We start from the raw sequence: 16,256 nt of genomic DNA on the forward strand, positions 1-16,256 counted from the left end.
CAAAACGAAACCAAAAAAGAACTTCACACCCAGATGTGGAAGATAGAAAATCCAAAGGACTTTACGGCGCATGACCGGGAGGTGCTTGAGAAGGCGGCAGCGATCATCCGCGCGGGCGGTCTGGTGGCATTTCCGACGGAAACGGTGTACGGATTGGGGGCGAATGCGCTGGATGAGGCGGCAGCGAAGAAGATTTATGCGGCGAAGGGACGCCCGTCTGACAACCCGCTGATCGCGCATGTGTCCTGTCTGGAGGAGATCGCGCCGCTGGTATCGAATATGCCGGAAAATGGCAAAAAGCTTGCAAAGGCATACTGGCCGGGACCGATGACGATGGTATTTCCTAAGAGCGCGATCGTGCCGTATGGAACGACCGGCGGGCTTGACACGGTGGCAATCCGGATGCCGTCTGATCCGATCGCGGCAGAGTTAATCCGTCTGTCCGGCGTGCCGATCGCGGCTCCGAGTGCGAATACATCGGGACGCCCAAGCCCGACGCGTGCGGATCACGTGCTTCAGGATATGGACGGAAAGATCGATGCGATCATCGACGGCGGTCCGGTTGGAATTGGTCTGGAATCGACGATCGTGGATGTTACGGAGGAAATGCCGATGGTTTTAAGGCCGGGTGCGATTACCGTGGAGATGCTGCGTGAAACGGTCGGGGAAGTCGGCATTGATCCGGCGATTTTAGGACCAGTCAGCGCGGACGTGCGCCCGAAAGCACCGGGAATGAAATACCGCCATTATGCACCGAAAGCCGATCTGACACTGGTCGAGGGCGAGACGGAGGCAGTTGTGGAGACGATCAACCGCCTGGCAGGCGAAAAGCTGGCAGAAGGGCGCAAGGTTGGAATTATCTGCACGGACGAGACGAAAGACCGTTACCCGGCGGGGATGCTGGAAAGCATCGGTGCGCGGGCGCGTCAGGAGACTGTTGCACACAACCTGTATGCGGTTCTGCGCGATTTCGACGATCGTGGCGCGGAATATATCTTTTCGGAAGGATTTTCGGAAGACAATTTAGGACGGGCGATTATGAACCGGCTCAATAAGGCGGCTGGCTATCATATTTTGAAGGTGTGAGACGATGCGGTACTTATTGGCGGCGATTAATGCCAAATATATACATTCAAATCTGGGAATTTACAGCCTGAGACGGTATGCGATGGAGCGGCTGGGGCTGGGACAGAAGGATGAGCAGGGTGCGGCTGTTGGAATGGAAATGGTTTCGGAGGCAGCAGAAGGCGCGAATCGAACGAAAACCGTGTCGGAAATCCAGATCGATTTCGGCGAGTACACCATCAACCACCAGATGGCTCAGATTCTGCAGGATATTTACCGGAGAAAACCGGATGTGGTGGGATTTTCCTGTTATATCTGGAATATCGTTTACGTAAAGGAACTGATCCACGATTTGAAAAAGGTTCTTCCGCAGGTCCGCATCTGGATGGGAGGTCCGGAGGCTTCGTATGACGCGGTTCACCTGATGGATGAGCTGCCGGAGGTCGAGCTGATCATGCAGGGCGAAGGCGAGGAGACCTTTACGCGGTTGGTGGAGGCGTGTGAGTGCGGGACGGAGGTTTGTTTTTCAGAGCTCCCAGGCATTGTCCTACGCCGTTCGGATGGCACCATCGAGGTCCATCGCCCGGCGCCGCTCATGAATCTGGACGACATTCCATTTTCCTACGGAGATTTAAGCGGGCTGGAACACCGCATTATCTACTATGAGAGCAGCCGTGGATGTCCATTTTCCTGTAGTTACTGTCTGTCTTCGATTGATAAAAAAGTGCGGTTCCGCAGCCTTTCGCTGGTAACCAGGGAGTTGCAGTTTTTTCTTGACCGGAAGGTGCCGCAGGTAAAGTTCGTAGACCGGACGTTTAACTGCAAAAAGAGTCATTCGATGGCAATCTGGCAGTATTTGCTGGAACACGATAATGGAATTACCAACTTCCATTTTGAAATTTCATCGGATCTTCTGGATGATGACGAGCTGGCGCTGATGAAACAGATGCGTCCGGGACTGATTCAGCTGGAAATCGGCGTGCAGACGACGAACCCGGTGGTTGTGAAGGAGATCCGGAGGACGATGGATCTGGACAAGGTGGCGCGCCGTGTGGCGCAGGTCAACACCTTTGGCAACATCCATCAGCATCTCGACCTGATTGCGGGGCTTCCGTATGAGGATATCGAGAGCTTTCATCGTTCCTTCAACGATGTATACAAAATGGAGCCGGAACAGCTTCAGCTTGGCTTTCTGAAGGTGCTGAAAGGTTCCTATATGGAAGAAATGAAGCAGAAATACGGTCTGCTCAGCCAGAGCAAGCCGCCGTATGAGGTGCTTAGAACCAACTGGCTTTCCTATGAAGAGGTGATCCGTCTCAAGGGTGTGGAAGAGATGGTCGAGGTCTATTACAACAGCGGGCAGTTCCGCCGCACGATGAAATGCCTGTCGCAGGAATGGGGCGATGCGTTTGAGCTGTATGATCGCCTGGCGGCATTTTATGAGGATGAAGGATTGAATGGCGTGAGCCATAACCGGCTGGCGCGGTATGAGATTTTATACAGGTTCATTCAGAAATGGAGGAAGCAGGCAGAAATTTTTTCTATCAATGAGACATCTTATCAGGACCTTTTAATGTATGACCTCTACCTCCGCGAAAACGTCAAGAGCCGCCCATCCTTTGCCCCGGATCCGTCGGAGTGGAAGAACGAGACGAAGCAGTTTTTCATACGAGAGGCGAAGGAACGCCGCTATTTAAAGGGCTACGAGACATACGATTCCAGACAGATGGCGAAAATGGCACATTTAGAGCGGATGGAAGACGGAAGGTTTGTGTTGTTTGATTACAAAAACCGGGACGTTCTGTTTGGCAATGCGGCGGCATTTTCCATTTCCCAGAATGAGATACAGTGAGGAATGGGATTTTCCAGAGAAAGACAGGAAAAAGAAATTGCGGATGGCGGCAGTCTGAACATCTGCGAACGAGAAGAAATGTAGGACAGCCATATTTTAAATTAGATGGATAGTAAACTGTTCAGTAGGTCTGTGCATTTACTGCGCGTGACTGTGAAGGTACTGAACAGTTACGATGGATAAATAAAATGGAAAAAACAGACAATTCTTATATAGCGATTGACCTGGAGACAACAGGGTTAAATCCCAAAACCGAGCGGATCATCGAGATTGGCGCGGCGCGGGTGGAAGATGGAATCGTGGTGCAGACGTATTCGACGTTTGTCAACCCGGAGCGGGAACTGGATGCGCGCATCCGGGAGCTGACGGGAATCTGTGACGATGATTTGAAGGATGCGCCGGTGCTGGATACAGTTTTGCCGGAACTTCTGGCATTCTGCGGGGAGCTGCCGCTTCTGGGGCATCATGTTATCTTTGATTTCAGCTTTCTCAAGCGGGCGGCGGTCAACCGGAAGTATACATTTGAGCATGCGGGGCTTGATACCTTGAAAATCTGCCGCCATTTTATGCCAGAGGAGGAAAAAAAGAATCTGGCAGCCGCGTGCCGGTATTTTGCGGTGGATTCGGGCGAGAGCCATCGGGCGCTTTCGGATGCGATGGCGGCGCACCATCTGTATCAGGAGCTTAAAAACAGGTATTTTCTGGAAGTGCCGGAGGTGTTTGCACCGCAGCCTTTGATTTACAAGGTAAAACGCGAACAGCCCGCGTCAAAAAAGCAAAAAGAAGTCTTGCGGGAATTACTAAAATATCATAGAATAAATTTATCTGCGCAGATTGATTCGCTTTCGAAAAATGAGATTTCGAGACTTACGGATCAGATTATCGCGCAGCATGGCAGAATGCAGAAGAGGTGAGAGATATGTTTAAATTTTCAAATCAGAAAACACGCCAGATCGTATCAGCGGTTGTTATTATAATCGTAGTAGTAGCGATGGTAGCGGGAACCATTTTGGCAGGTCTTATGATGTAAAGGTTCGGTAGATGATGAAAAAAAGAAATTGGATGGCAGGCGTATGCGGTGCGGCAGTGATGGGACTGCTTATAGCCGGTACGGGCACCGCGTCAGCGGGGACGATTCCCACGGGTTTTCAGGTCGGTGGGTTTGATCTTTCCGGGATGACACGGGAAGAGGCGGATCAGACGATTGAGAAATCCATCGGGGAGATGGAAAATCAGACCATTTCGATCCGGGTAGAAGGTCATGAGGTTCAGACGACGGCGGCGGAGCTGGGATTTTCCTGGGTCAACCAGAACGAGATTGATGAGGAAGTGGAGAAACTTTCCGGCGGAAATCTTCTGCGCCGGTATCTGAATCAGAAGGAATTAGAGCAGTCCGGCGTGGATCTGCAGATTGAGACAGCGGTCGATGAAGCGAAGGTTGCCGAGTTTGTGCAGACCCGGTGCGCGGAATTTACGACAGCGCCGCAGGACGCTGTGATCACGCATGAAAATGGAGTCTTTCAGGTCAGCCAGTCTTCGGCGGGACAGGAAGTGGACATAGATGCGACGACAAAAGCACTGAATGAGGCGCTCGCGGGCGGTCTTTCGGAACCGGTTTCGGTGGATGCAACAGTCAAAAATACAGAGCCGACCCGCACGACAGAGGCATTATCTACGATTCAGGATGCACTTGGAACATTCAGTACCGGATTCAACCCGGGAAATGTGTCGCGTTCCAAGAATCTGCGGAACGGTGCGGCGAAGATCAACGGCACGGTTCTGATGCCGGGAGAAGAATTTTCGGCTTATACATGGCTCACCCCATTTACGGTGGAAAATGGCTATGCATCGGCAGGTTCCTATGCGAACGGTCAGGTAGTCGATACGGTCGGCGGTGGCGCCTGCCAGATCTGCACGACGCTCTACAATGCAGCGCTTCTGGCGGAGATGGATATCACCCAGCGCCAGAATCATTCGATGATTGTTACTTACGTTCCGGCATCGCAGGATTCGGCGATCGCGGGTACTTATAAGGATCTGAAATTTAAAAATCCATACGATACCCCGATCTATATGGAAGGGGCAGTGAACGGCGGGACTATTTCATTTACGATATATGGAAAAGAGACACGGCCGGCAAACCGGACCATCAAATACGTTTCGGAGACACTGTCGAAGAAGGATCCGGGCGAGCCGATCACAAAGGTGGACGCATCTTTGAAGCCGGGTGCGAGGGTGAAGGAACAGTCGGCGCACTATGGGCTGCAGTCACGGCTCTGGAAATACGTCTACGTGGACGGCGTGGAGACGGAGAAAACCTTGCTGCAGACGGATACCTATATGGCATCGAAGGCAATCTACCGTGTAGGTCCGGCCGTTGCAGCTGCGGCACCGGCGGTTCCGGCTGGACCGCAGCCTGAGACACCGCAGCCTGAGACGCCACAGCCGGAAAATCCGGTTCCGGCACCGACGGAAGCACCGGCAGCACAGGAGCCGACCCCGGCACAGCCGCAGGGACCAGCCGGTCCGGCGCAGGAAGCAGCGCCGCCGATGGAGTGATAGCTTATATCGGATCATATATAGTGATGGTATGAGAGCAGAGATTTGTGGTAACATGGCGTGGTAAACGCAGAAAATTACTGTACTTGAATGTGAAGCTGGGAAAGGAATCAGAATGAACATAAAAGATGAAATTTTCGAGGCATACGGGGAGATGAAAGCCGAGCAGGATCTTCTGGCGGTCGGTTACACCGCGCTTCTTGGTACCTCGATGGCGGCAAAAAGCGGCGAGGCGGCGCTTTTGAACCGATTTTCTGCACGGTATGTGAGAGAATGCCAGAATCTCTATGAGAAATGGAATCCGTCTCCGCTTCTGGAGGCATTTGCTGCACATAAAGAGCGGAAAGTGCTGACCCGTCTCGGCGCATCTGCGTGGTATCCGGCGGGCGGGGGCGGCGTCATGGCAGCGCTGTGGCATTTTTTTGATGGATTCGGACTCGGATTTGAGATGGATCTTAGGAAACTTCCGATCCGCCAGGAGACGGTGGAGGTCTGCGAGGTATTTGACCTCAATCCATACCGTTTACAGTCCCAGGGCTGCATTCTGCTGACGGCGTCTAGCGGTCCGAAACTGCTAAAGAATCTGGAGAGAGAGGGCATTCCGGCGGCGCTCATCGGTCGGACGCGCACAGCGATCGGACGCGAGATTTACAGCGGCGAAGTACATAGCTTTCTTGACCGGCCAAAACCGGATGAGATAGATAAAATGAAAGACTTACCAAAATCCCATTAACAGGAGGTAGTAAAGTGAGAGAGAGAATTTTAGCGGTCATTGAAAAAAACAGCCGCATCAGCGTCAAAGAGCTGGCGGATTTACTCGGGGAAAATGAAGCTGCGGTCGCAGCGGAGATCGCCGAAATGGAAAATGAACATATCATCTGCGGTTACCATACCCTGATTAACTGGGATAATACAGATGAGGAGAAGGTCATTGCACTGATCGAAGTAAAGGTAACGCCGCAGCGCGAGATGGGCTTTGACAAGATTGCCGAGAGAATCTATCAGTACAGCGAGGTGACCTCGGTATACCTGATGTCCGGCGGCTATGATTTTACCGTTATGATCGAGGCGAAAACCATGCGTGCAGTTGCACAGTTCGTGGCAGAAAAGCTTTCCACGATCGATTCTGTGCTGAGTACCGCGACCCATTTTATTCTTAAAAAATACAAAGACCATGGTACCGTTCTCTGCGACGGTCCTCAGGATGAAAGGATGTTGATTGTTCCGTGAGAAACCCATTATCAGATACGATTGTAAATATTCCGCCGTCCGGAATCCGGAAGTTTTTTGACGTTGTCAGCGAGATGAAGGGCGCGATCTCCCTGGGCGTGGGCGAACCGGATTTTGATACACCGTGGCATATCCGCGAGGAGGGCATTTATTCGCTGGAAAAAGGACGTACCTTCTATACGTCGAACTCTGGTTTAAAGGAACTGCGCCAGGAGATCTGCCATTATCTGAAACGTCGTCAGCGTCTTGAGTATGATCCGAATACAGAAGTGATGGTAACGGTCGGCGGCAGCGAGGCGATTGATATCGCCCTGCGCGCGATGCTCAATCCGGGCGATGAGGTTCTGATTCCGCAGCCGAGTTACGTTTCCTATGTGCCGTGTACGGTGCTGGCGGGCGGTACGCCGGTCATTATCGAGCTGGAGGAGAAGGATGAGTTCCGTCTGACGCCGGAGAAGCTGCTGGAGAAAATCACACCGAAAACAAAGGTGCTGATTCTTCCATTCCCGAACAATCCAACGGGCGCGATCATGAACCGCACCGATCTGGAGGCGATCGCGAAGGTGATTGAGGAGAAGGATCTGTTTGTGCTGAGTGATGAAATTTATTCCGAGCTGACCTACAGTGGCAAGCACGTTTCCATCGCGGAGATTTCCGGGATGCGTGACCGCACGGTGTTGATCAACGGATTTTCCAAGGCATATGCGATGACCGGGTGGCGTCTCGGCTATGCGGCGGCTCCAGCGCTTATCTTAAAACAGATGCTGAAAATCCATCAGTTTGCGATTATGTGTGCGCCGACCACCAGCCAGTATGCAGCGGTTGACGCCCTGCGGAATGGCGATGAGGACATTGCCCGCATGAAGAAAGCCTACGATGAGCGCCGCCGCTATCTTTTGAGAGAGTTCCGGGCGCTTGGCATGGACTGTTTCGAGCCGTATGGAGCATTTTATATGTTCCCGTGCATCAAACGGTTTGGCATGACCTCGGATGAATTCGCAAACCGCCTGTTACAGGAAGAGAAGCTGGCGCTTGTGCCGGGCACCGCGTTTGGAAACTGCGGCGAGGGCTATCTGCGTGTTTCCTATGCGTATTCGCTGGAGGATCTGCAGAAGGCGATCGAGCGCATCAAGCGGTTTGTGGCACGGCTGGATGGAGAGAAGAAATGTTAAATATTGTACTCTATGAACCGGAGATGCCGATGAATACAGGAAATATAGGACGAAGCTGCGTGGCAACGAACACGCGGCTTCATCTGATCGAGCCTCTCGGTTTTAAATTGAATGATAAAATGGTAAAAAGAGCGGGTCTTGATTACTGGCCGCATCTGGACGTGACAGTTTACAGCGATTTTAAAGATTTTCTGGAGAAGAATCCGGGCGCGCGCCCGTATATGGCGACCACGAAGACGACGCAGGTGTATACGGACGTTCACTACGATCCGGACTGCTATATCATGTTCGGACCGGAAAGCCGCGGCATCCCGGAAGAACTCCTGATCGAAGACCCGGAGCGCTGCGTCCGCATCCCGATGTGGGGTGAGATGCGCTCTCTGAATCTGTCAAACTCGGTGGCGATCATTCTGTATGAGGCGCTGCGGCAGAATGGGTTTGAGAAGATGAATACGGAGGGGCATCTGCATCACCTCCAGTGGAAATAAGGTGGATTCTGTCCCACACGTGCGTCATCAACGTCTCAGATGAAACAGGAATTAGTGGCACCAAGTCCCACAGGCACTGATATTTCCGTCGCATTCGGCGTCGGAGTCAGTGCCATTTTTATTGTTGTCCGGCAGGTGGACGCCGCAGGATGGTCCGTTATTTCCGCTCCGGTCAAAGTGAAGCATTCCGTTTAAGAAGTCTTCGACGCGGTCTTTAGGAGCGCCTTTGGCGCCGCCGAGAACCTGGATGCTGGTTTCGCGCAGGGCGATCATCATCGGGATCGGAAGGGCGTCGCAGAGGAGAACGGCAGTATTTTCTTTTTTCAGAAACTCGACCAGCGCGCCGGGATCGTTTGCATAGGTCTGTTTCACGGTTTTGGTGGAAATAATCTCATCATCAACTACATCAAAAATTAAAAATTCTTTCACCTGAGCCAGGTGGGAGCAGGTTTCTCCGTTTTCATAAGGGACTGCAATTTTCATGAGTGACCTCCTTTTTTAGAGATAGTATAGCGCTTAGAATTGAAAAATCAATATAAATGTATATGCTATTTATGAAAAAATATATAATAGACATATATGGAGGTGGCTTGTATGGATGGAGTAAATATTGAGAAGAATGAAAAGAAGGATGCGTTATTGATAGCAATCGAAGAAGGAAGAACGATTGTAAAAGATCCAAATGCACCGAGATATTCCAGTATGGAAGACTTAAAAGCGGCATTGGAAGTATAATATCTTTGATAGAAAAAGAGAGCCAGCAGAATGCACTTCTGTTGACTCTTTTTTACAATTATGATTTGAAGCAGCAAGCCCCTTAATCCGACTTAACTTCTTTCCACAAACTATTATAAAGCTCGTCCGCTTCATCCCCAAGATACCGGTAAACCTCGCAGTTTTTCAGCTGCTTCGCATCTGGGAAGACGGCTTTGTTGTTCTGGATTTCTTCGTCCAGCATTTCCTTGGCTGCCTTGTTTGGCGTCGCGTAGGTAATGTACTCAAAGTTTTTGACTGCGACATCCGGGCGGCAGAGGAAATTGATCCATTTTTCTGCGTTTTCCTTATTTTTCGCATTTTTCGGAACTACCCAGGAATCGAGCCAGACGTTGGTTCCCTCTTCCGGGATCACGTATTCCAGGGAGAATGGGAGGTTCTGTGCGGCTACCTCATCCTGGATGTACATGATCTCGCCGGAGTAGATGACGCCGATGGCTGCCTCGCCGCCGATCATCTTGTCACGCACCTGATCGATGACGTAAGCCTGTATGAGCGGTTTCTGGTCAATCAGATCCTGCTTTGCCTGCTGGAGTTCGGTTTCATCGGTCGAGTTGGCAGAGAAGCCGTCTTTTTTGAGCGCTACCATGAAGGCATCGCGGACGCTGTCCTGCATCAGGATCTCGCCTTTATAAGCCGGATTCCAGAGATCGGACCATTTGGTCGGAACCGGAAGTCCTTTTTCTTCGATGAGCTTCGTATTATAAAGAATACCGACGGTTCCCCAGGTGTATGGCACGGAATATTTGTTTTCCGGGTCGAACTGCTTGGACATTTCCATGTACTGCGGGTCAATGTTTTTGACATTTGGAATGTTGTCAAAGTTGAGTTCGGCAAGCAGGTCATTTTCTTTCATTTTCTGAATCATGTAGTCGGATGGGCAGACTACATCGTAGTTGACGCCGCCGGCTTCGATGACCGGATACATTTCTTCCAGTGTCTCAAATACGTCGTAGGTAACCTTGATTCCGGTTTCCTGTTCAAATTCCTCAATCAGGTCCGGATCAATATATTCGCCTGCATTGTAGACGTACAGTTCGTTTGAATGAGTCGTGGTGTAGCGGCTGTAGGTGCTGACACCAACGACAAGCAGAATCAGCGTGCAGGCAAGTCCCAGAACGCCGTTCTTGATCTGGTTGTTGCGTTTGCGGCGCTTGATGGTCTCTGTGTCAATCACAGTCGCATTGCCGGTGGATTTTTTCTCCGGGGCAAAGTTGGTGATCACCAGAAGCACCAGGACTGCCACGAAAATCAGCGTGGACAGGGCGTACATCGTCGGCTGGATGCCTCGGCGCACCTGGCTGTAGATCAGGGTGGATAAGGTATCCATACCGGCACCTCTTGTAAAGTGCGTAATGATAAAATCATCGAGGGACATCGTAAATGCCATCAAAAAGCCGGAGAGGATACCCGGGACGATGTCCGGAAATACGACCTTGAAGAAAGCATATAGCGGGCTGGCACCGAGATCCAGAGCGGCTTCGTAGGTGTACCGGTTCGTCTGCTTGAGTTTCGGCATGACACTTAATATCACATATGGAATGTTAAATGTGATATGCGCGATCAGCACGGTTTTAAATCCGAGAGAGATACCGAACGCGATAAATGCAAGCATCAGGGAGATACCGGTTACGATATCGGAGTTCAGCATCGGGATGTTGTTGATTCCCATGACGATGGTGCGCGGAATTCGTTTCATGCTGTTGATGCCGATGGCGGCGATCGTGCCGATGACGGTCGCTATCAGAGCCGACGCAAACGCGATGAGCAGCGTATTGTTTAAGGCATTCATGATGGCGGAATCCTGGAACATCTGCGTATACCAGCGGGTGGTAAAACCGCCCCAGACGGTTCTCGATTTTGTGTTGTTAAAGGACAAAACGATCATGGTCACGATCGGGATGTATAAAAAGAGCAGGATGAGCGCCAGGTAAAAGTCCTGGAAAAACTGTTTTAAGCGGTTATGTTTCATCAGAACGCATTGCCCTCCCCTTCTTTATCGTATTTGGCGATAAGCGCCATACTCAGTAAAATGAAAATCATCAGAACCAGCGAGAGACCGGAACCTAAGTGCCAGTTGCTTCCCTTGGTGAACTCCTGCTCGATGACATTTCCGATGAGCAGGATCTTACTGCCGCCTAAGAGACTGGAAATAACGAAGGTTGTCAGCGCCGGGACAAATACCATGGTAATGCCGCTGATGATGCCCGGGATGCTGAGCGGAATCCAGATGTGAATGAGTGTCTGGAAATTGTTTGCACCCAGGTCTTTGGCGGCGTTGATGGTATTGTCGTCGATCTTTGCCAGCACATTATAAATCGGGAGAATCATGAAAGGCAGGAAGTTGTATACCATGCCCAGAATGATCGCCCACGGGGTATTGATGATGGCAATATTTGGCAGATGGAGAAAGGAAAGAATGCCGTTGATAACGCCATTTTTCTCCAGGAGCGTCTGCCACGCGAGGGTGCGGAGCAGGAAATTCATCCACATCGGAAGGATGAAGACGAATACCATAAAGCTGCCTGCCCCAATGCCGCGGCGGCGCAGCACCAAAGCCAGCGGATAGGACAAAAGCAGGCAGATGGCGGTCGCAGCCAGAGACAGACCCAGGGATAAGAGCAGCGCCTTCATATGCTCCGGTGTCGTGATGGAACAGACATTTGCCAGTGTAAATGCCCCGCTTTTGGTTGTCAGACCGTAGTATACGATCAGCAGGAGCGGGATGATGGTAAAACCAATCATCCAGAGAATATAAGGACCGGCGAAGAGCCGTTTCACGTTTGATTTCATGCTAAGTCCGACTCCTTTCTATTCATTGACGCCCACAGCTTCCTCGTCCTCTGACGCCGGCTTGTTCATGATCTGGATGTCAAACGGGTCTACATGGATGCCGACCTTCTCGCCGACCGGGAACATATCCGTGCTGTGAACCAGCCATTCATAGCCGTCCGGTGTGGTGACTTCCATCTCATAGTGGACGCCCTTGAAAATCAGGTGGGTGACAATGCCCTGCAGCGTGCCTTCCTCCGGTTTTACGAGGTCGATGTCCTCCGGGCGGATGACAACGTCTACCGGTTGGATTGTTCCGAATCCCTTATCGACGCAGGCAAATTTCGCACCGAAGATTTCAACCAGCTCGTCGTGGATCATCAGACCGTCCACAATGTTGCTCTCGCCGATGAAGTCGGCAACGAATGCGTTTTCCGGCTCGTTGTAGATCTGTTCCGGGGAACCCATCTGCTGGATATAACCCTGGTTCATGACAACGATGGTATCGGACATCGTCAATGCCTCTTCCTGATCGTGGGTAACATAGATAAAAGTGATGCCTAACTCATTTTTCAGACGGATCAGCTCATACTGCATGTCCTGTCGCAGTTTTAAATCTAGGGCACCAAGCGGCTCATCGAGAAGCAGGACCTTTGGCTCGTTGACAATCGCACGCGCAATGGCGATACGCTGCTGCTGACCGCCGCTCAAAGAGTCAATGCTGCGATGCTCAAAGCCGTTTAGGTTTACAAGCTTTAAAGCGTACTTAATTTTGTCATCAATATATGCTTTTGATTTATTCTTAATTTTTAGCCCAAATGCGATATTATCTGCGATGCTCATATGCGGAAACAGTGCGTATTTCTGGAATACGGTGTTTAGCTGGCGCTTGTTTGGCGGAAGTTTGGTGATGTCTTCGCCGCCGAAAATTACTTTTCCTGTATTTGGGGATTCAAATCCGCCGATGATGCGGAGCGTGGTCGTCTTGCCGCAGCCGCTGGGACCTAAGAGCGTTACAAAGGAATTTTCCTTTACTGAAAGGCTCAAGTCATCCAGGACCAGGGTGTCGTCAAAGCGTTTCGAGATATGCTGTAAATCGATTAATGGCTGGCTCATGCGTTTCCTCCGTAAATAGTAAAATAATGTGTAGTATTAGAAACTTGGCGGCGAGCTGACCCAGAGGATCGTCGCGCCGGAGCGGCTTTCAAGGTAATGCGTCTTGTCGCTCGTATAGTAAAAAGATTCGCCCTTTTTGGCTTTGTACGTCCGGTTCCCCAGATGAATCAGGATGCTGCCGGAAAGAACATAGCCAAATTCCTCACCCTCATGTGGGCTGTCCGGATAGGTGGAGCCGCCGGCACCGAGTGTCAGGCGGATTGGTTCCATCGTGTTCTTCTGGGCGTTCGGGATGATCCACTGAATCTCATTTTTTAGTTCCGGATCTTCCTTGATAAAATAGTCGTTTTTTTCAAATACAATCTGCTCTTCCGGAGCCTCGTTGAAAAACTCCCCTATGGTTGTGCCGAGACACTGGAGAATATCCATCAAAGTAGCGATGGACGGGGAGGTCAGATCGCGCTCTACCTGGGAGATAAATCCCTTCGAAAGCTCTGCGCGGTCAGCCAGCTCTTCCTGCGTCAGACCCTTTAAAATTCGCAGTTCCTTTAATTTTCCTCCTATACTCAACAGAGGGAACCTCCTTTCCTGGTTTCATAGGAAATTGCGTCCTATGAAACAAAAAACGCTCCGCGAGGATGCGCACTTGCGCGAAGCAGAAACATGTCGCAAGCGACCGCGCGAGACGCCCGAATGTGCCAGGGCACATCCTTTTTTATAAAAACCGGGTGGGAAAACCATCCGTCCGGCGTTTTTTAGAAACATACAAAAGTAAGATGAAAGTTTAGAAATTCTAAAATGAATGTAAAATTAATCTTTTTGTTTAGAAATAATAAACTTGCTTCCGAGTATCTATTATACAGAATGTGGGGAAGGTGTCAAGGAAAAAAACGGGAAAATCCGGGGGCTCTCAAATTGTGTGAAAAAAGGGTGCAAAAATGGCGGTATGATGATAAAATAGGGGCAGATAATTTGATAGAAACCGTTATAACGGTTCTGGGGGATCAAAGGAGGAACATTTCATGCAGGATAAGTATATGGCATATGTGGGTTCTTACTCATACAACGGTCAGGCAAAGGGAATTACCGTGTATGATGTGGATGTAAAAAAGGGAAAATTTATCTACCGGTGCGAGGTGGAAGTGGACAACTCTTCCTATTTAACTGTTTCACATGACGGGCGGATGCTCTATTCCATCGCGGACGAGGGCGTTGTGGCGTTCCGGATTCTGGAAAACGGCGCACTCAGCCGTGTGAACAGCGCAAATATCAAGGCGATGCGCGGCTGCCATATTGCGACCGATGCGGAGGACAAGTTTATCTTCGTATCCGGCTATCATGACGGCAAGGAGACGGTGGTCCGCCTGAAACCGGACGGTTCTATCGGGGAAGTGACCGACGGCGTTTATCACAAGGGACTTGGAAGCGTGGCAGAGCGTACGTTCCGCCCGCATGTGAGCTGTGCGGAGCGCACGCCGGATGGCAGATTCCTGCTGGTAGCCGATCTGGGAATTGACCAGGTCAAGATTTACAGGTTTGATGGCGAGAAGGGAACCCTTTCATTGGTGGACGCGATCCGCTGTGATTTGGAATCTGGTCCGAGACATTTCATGTTCAGCAAGGATGGAAAATTCTTATATTTGATGTATGAAATCAAAAATGTGATTGATGTATACACGTATGAAACGGGCGATCGTGTGCCGAAGATCGAGAAGATCCAGACGATTCCATCGACCGCACCGGAGCGCACCAGCCAGCTGACTGCAGCGTGCACGATCCGGATGTCCGAGGACGAGACACATCTGTTCTGCAGCAATGCGGGCGATAATTCAGTCAGTGTCTACGAGCGCGATGCACAGACGGGGCTGTTGAAGCTGCTCTGCTGTCTGCCGATCAGTGGAGATTACCCGAAGGATATCGCGATTTTCCCGGATGGAAACCATCTGGCGTCGATCAACCACGGCAGTAACAGCATTTCTTTCTTCCAGGTGGAATATAAGGAGAAACTGCTGGTGATGAGCGGACGCAGTATTTCGGTGAATGAGCCGAACTGCTGTGTGATTACAAAGGTACCTACGAGAGGAAAGAAAGCAGACTAAATGGCAGAAGGAGTTAATAGCGAGAATGGCAGGGTCAACATACGGAAAAATACTGACAATGACAACGTGGGGCGAATCCCACGGAGCAGGCGTGGGCGTGGTCGTAGATGGCTGTCCGGCGGGGCTTGCGCTTTGTGAGGAAGACGTTCAGCGTTATCTGGACCGCCGCAAACCGGGGCAGAGCCGTTTTACGACGAAGCGCAGCGAGAGCGATACGGTGGAGATCCTGTCAGGCGTTTTTGAAGGGCGGACGACGGGCACGCCGATCTCGATGCTGGTGCGGAACCAGGATCAGCATTCGAAGGATTACAGTGAGATCGCCAGTTATTACCGTCCCGGACATGCAGATTATACCTTCGATGAAAAATACGGTTTCCGGGATTACCGGGGCGGCGGACGTTCTTCGGGACGCGAGACGATCGGACGAGTGGCAGCAGGCGCTATCGCGGCAAAGCTGCTGGAATCCTTGAACATCCGGGTAAAAGCATACACGAAAGCGATCGGACCGGTGGAAGTGGCGCCGGATCGGTTTGATCTGGCAGAATGTGAAAAGAATAAGCTGTATATGCCGGATGCTGCCGCAGCCGCAGAGGCAGAGCAGTATCTGGAAAGGAGGATGGCGGAGAAAGATTCTGCTGGCGGTATCGTGGAATGCGTGATTGCCGGTCTTCCGGCAGGGCTTGGTGAACCGGTTTTTGATAAATTTAATGCGAATCTGGCAAAGGCAATCTGCTCGATCGGTGCCGTTAAAGGCTTCGAGATCGGAGAGGGTTTCCATGCGGCGCAGATGGCAGGAAGCGAGAACAACGACGCATTTGTCATGGAGGCGGATGGAAGCGTTGGCAAGGCGACGAACCATGCAGGCGGCATTTTAGGCGGTATGACGGATGGAAGCGAAGTTGTGTTCCGTGCGGCATTTAAACCGACCCCGTCGATTGCCGCAGAGCAGAGAACCGTCAATAAGAGCGGCGAGGAGATCGGCATCAGCATCAAGGGACGCCATGATCCGATCATTGTGCCGAGAGCGGTTGTCGTGGTTGAGACGATGGCGGCATTTGCGGCGGCGGATATGCTGCTGGGCGGCATGACGGCGAGGCTGGATCGGATTCAGGAGTTTTACCGGAAGTAA

General features: G+C 51.2%; 16 protein-coding genes. 11 read left to right on the top strand and 5 right to left on the bottom strand.

Translation table 11 applies throughout. From position 1 onward, the window contains the following. Positions 1 to 33: 33 nt before the first annotated feature. The 8 genes from DW931_RS11665 to trmL all read left to right on the top strand — a co-directional run bounded on the left by DW931_RS11665 (position 34) and on the right by trmL (position 8,366). Entirely contained in the window at positions 34 to 1,086 is a 1,053-nt protein-coding gene (locus DW931_RS11665; protein ID WP_181357271.1) for an L-threonylcarbamoyladenylate synthase, read from the top strand. A 4-nt stretch (positions 1,087 to 1,090) separates the two neighbouring features. Beyond that, complete coding sequence (locus DW931_RS11670; protein ID WP_118469326.1) at positions 1,091 to 2,917, top strand: B12-binding domain-containing radical SAM protein; 1,827 nt, start codon at positions 1,091 to 1,093, stop codon at positions 2,915 to 2,917. Between the two features lie 188 nt (positions 2,918 to 3,105). Continuing rightward, complete coding sequence (locus tag DW931_RS11675) at positions 3,106 to 3,831, top strand: 3'-5' exonuclease (protein ID WP_118469324.1); 726 nt, start codon at positions 3,106 to 3,108, stop codon at positions 3,829 to 3,831. 148 nt (positions 3,832 to 3,979) lie between these two features. After that, a complete protein-coding gene (locus DW931_RS11680) occupies positions 3,980 to 5,476 on the top strand; it encodes a VanW family protein (RefSeq protein WP_243036944.1) in 1,497 nt (498 codons plus the stop codon). A gap of 115 nt (positions 5,477 to 5,591) precedes the next feature. After that, positions 5,592 to 6,209 (top strand): AIR synthase-related protein, encoded by a 618-nt coding sequence (locus DW931_RS11685; protein WP_243015256.1) that lies wholly within the window; start codon positions 5,592 to 5,594, stop codon positions 6,207 to 6,209. 14 nt (positions 6,210 to 6,223) lie between these two features. Further along, positions 6,224 to 6,706 (top strand): Lrp/AsnC family transcriptional regulator, encoded by a 483-nt coding sequence (locus tag DW931_RS11690; protein WP_022358850.1) that lies wholly within the window; start codon positions 6,224 to 6,226, stop codon positions 6,704 to 6,706. Next, the gene (locus DW931_RS11695) at positions 6,703 to 7,878 is read left to right on the top strand and encodes an aminotransferase class I/II-fold pyridoxal phosphate-dependent enzyme (protein ID WP_107001830.1); all 1,176 of its coding nucleotides are present in this window, start codon (positions 6,703 to 6,705) and stop codon (positions 7,876 to 7,878) included. The genes DW931_RS11690 and DW931_RS11695 overlap by 4 nt, the downstream gene beginning before the upstream one ends. Next, complete coding sequence (gene trmL / locus DW931_RS11700; protein WP_107001831.1) at positions 7,872 to 8,366, top strand: tRNA (uridine(34)/cytosine(34)/5-carboxymethylaminomethyluridine(34)-2'-O)-methyltransferase TrmL; 495 nt, start codon at positions 7,872 to 7,874, stop codon at positions 8,364 to 8,366. The genes DW931_RS11695 and trmL overlap by 7 nt, the downstream gene beginning before the upstream one ends. A gap of 51 nt (positions 8,367 to 8,417) precedes the next feature. On the opposite strand, the gene DW931_RS11705 is transcribed toward trmL, so the two are convergent. Beyond that, positions 8,418 to 8,849, bottom strand: coding sequence for a NifB/NifX family molybdenum-iron cluster-binding protein (locus DW931_RS11705; protein ID WP_118482015.1), 432 nt, complete (start codon positions 8,847 to 8,849; stop codon positions 8,418 to 8,420). Between the two features lie 111 nt (positions 8,850 to 8,960). Here DW931_RS11705 and DW931_RS15970 point away from each other — a divergent pair, with 111 nt between their 5' ends. Further along, positions 8,961 to 9,101, top strand: coding sequence for a hypothetical protein (locus DW931_RS15970; RefSeq protein WP_182426675.1), 141 nt, complete (start codon positions 8,961 to 8,963; stop codon positions 9,099 to 9,101). An 82-nt stretch (positions 9,102 to 9,183) separates the two neighbouring features. Here DW931_RS15970 and DW931_RS11715 read toward each other — a convergent pair whose 3' ends face one another. Genes DW931_RS11715 through DW931_RS11730 form a run of 4 tightly spaced genes read right to left on the bottom strand, consistent with a single transcriptional unit; the run spans position 9,184 to position 13,598 of the window. Further along, entirely contained in the window at positions 9,184 to 11,112 is a 1,929-nt protein-coding gene (locus DW931_RS11715; protein ID WP_107001833.1) for an extracellular solute-binding protein, read from the bottom strand. After that, positions 11,112 to 11,933 (bottom strand): ABC transporter permease, encoded by an 822-nt coding sequence (locus DW931_RS11720; RefSeq protein ID WP_022358845.1) that lies wholly within the window; start codon positions 11,931 to 11,933, stop codon positions 11,112 to 11,114. The genes DW931_RS11715 and DW931_RS11720 overlap by 1 nt, the downstream gene beginning before the upstream one ends. An 18-nt stretch (positions 11,934 to 11,951) precedes the next feature. Continuing rightward, complete coding sequence (gene potA, locus DW931_RS11725; RefSeq protein ID WP_118469320.1) at positions 11,952 to 13,028, bottom strand: spermidine/putrescine ABC transporter ATP-binding protein; 1,077 nt, start codon at positions 13,026 to 13,028, stop codon at positions 11,952 to 11,954. Between the two features lie 36 nt (positions 13,029 to 13,064). Continuing rightward, positions 13,065 to 13,598 carry a helix-turn-helix domain-containing protein gene (locus DW931_RS11730; RefSeq protein ID WP_022358843.1) on the bottom strand — a complete coding sequence of 178 codons (534 nt, stop codon included), beginning with the start codon at positions 13,596 to 13,598 and terminating at the stop codon, positions 13,065 to 13,067. 452 nt (positions 13,599 to 14,050) lie between these two features. On the opposite strand from DW931_RS11730, the gene DW931_RS11735 reads away from it, so the two are divergent. Together DW931_RS11735 and aroC are read left to right on the top strand one after the other, a co-directional pair. Next, positions 14,051 to 15,127: a lactonase family protein gene (locus DW931_RS11735; RefSeq protein ID WP_107001837.1), complete on the top strand. Its 1,077-nt coding sequence runs from the start codon at positions 14,051 to 14,053 to the stop codon at positions 15,125 to 15,127. Positions 15,128 to 15,152: 25 nt separating this feature from the next. Then, positions 15,153 to 16,256, top strand: a complete 1,104-nt coding sequence (aroC, locus tag DW931_RS11740; protein WP_118469318.1) for a chorismate synthase — start codon at positions 15,153 to 15,155, stop codon at positions 16,254 to 16,256.

It is taken from the genome of Clostridium sp. AM43-3BH (assembly GCF_003479985.1).
Taxonomy (GTDB): Bacteria; Bacillota; Clostridia; order Lachnospirales; family Lachnospiraceae; genus Otoolea; species Otoolea fessa.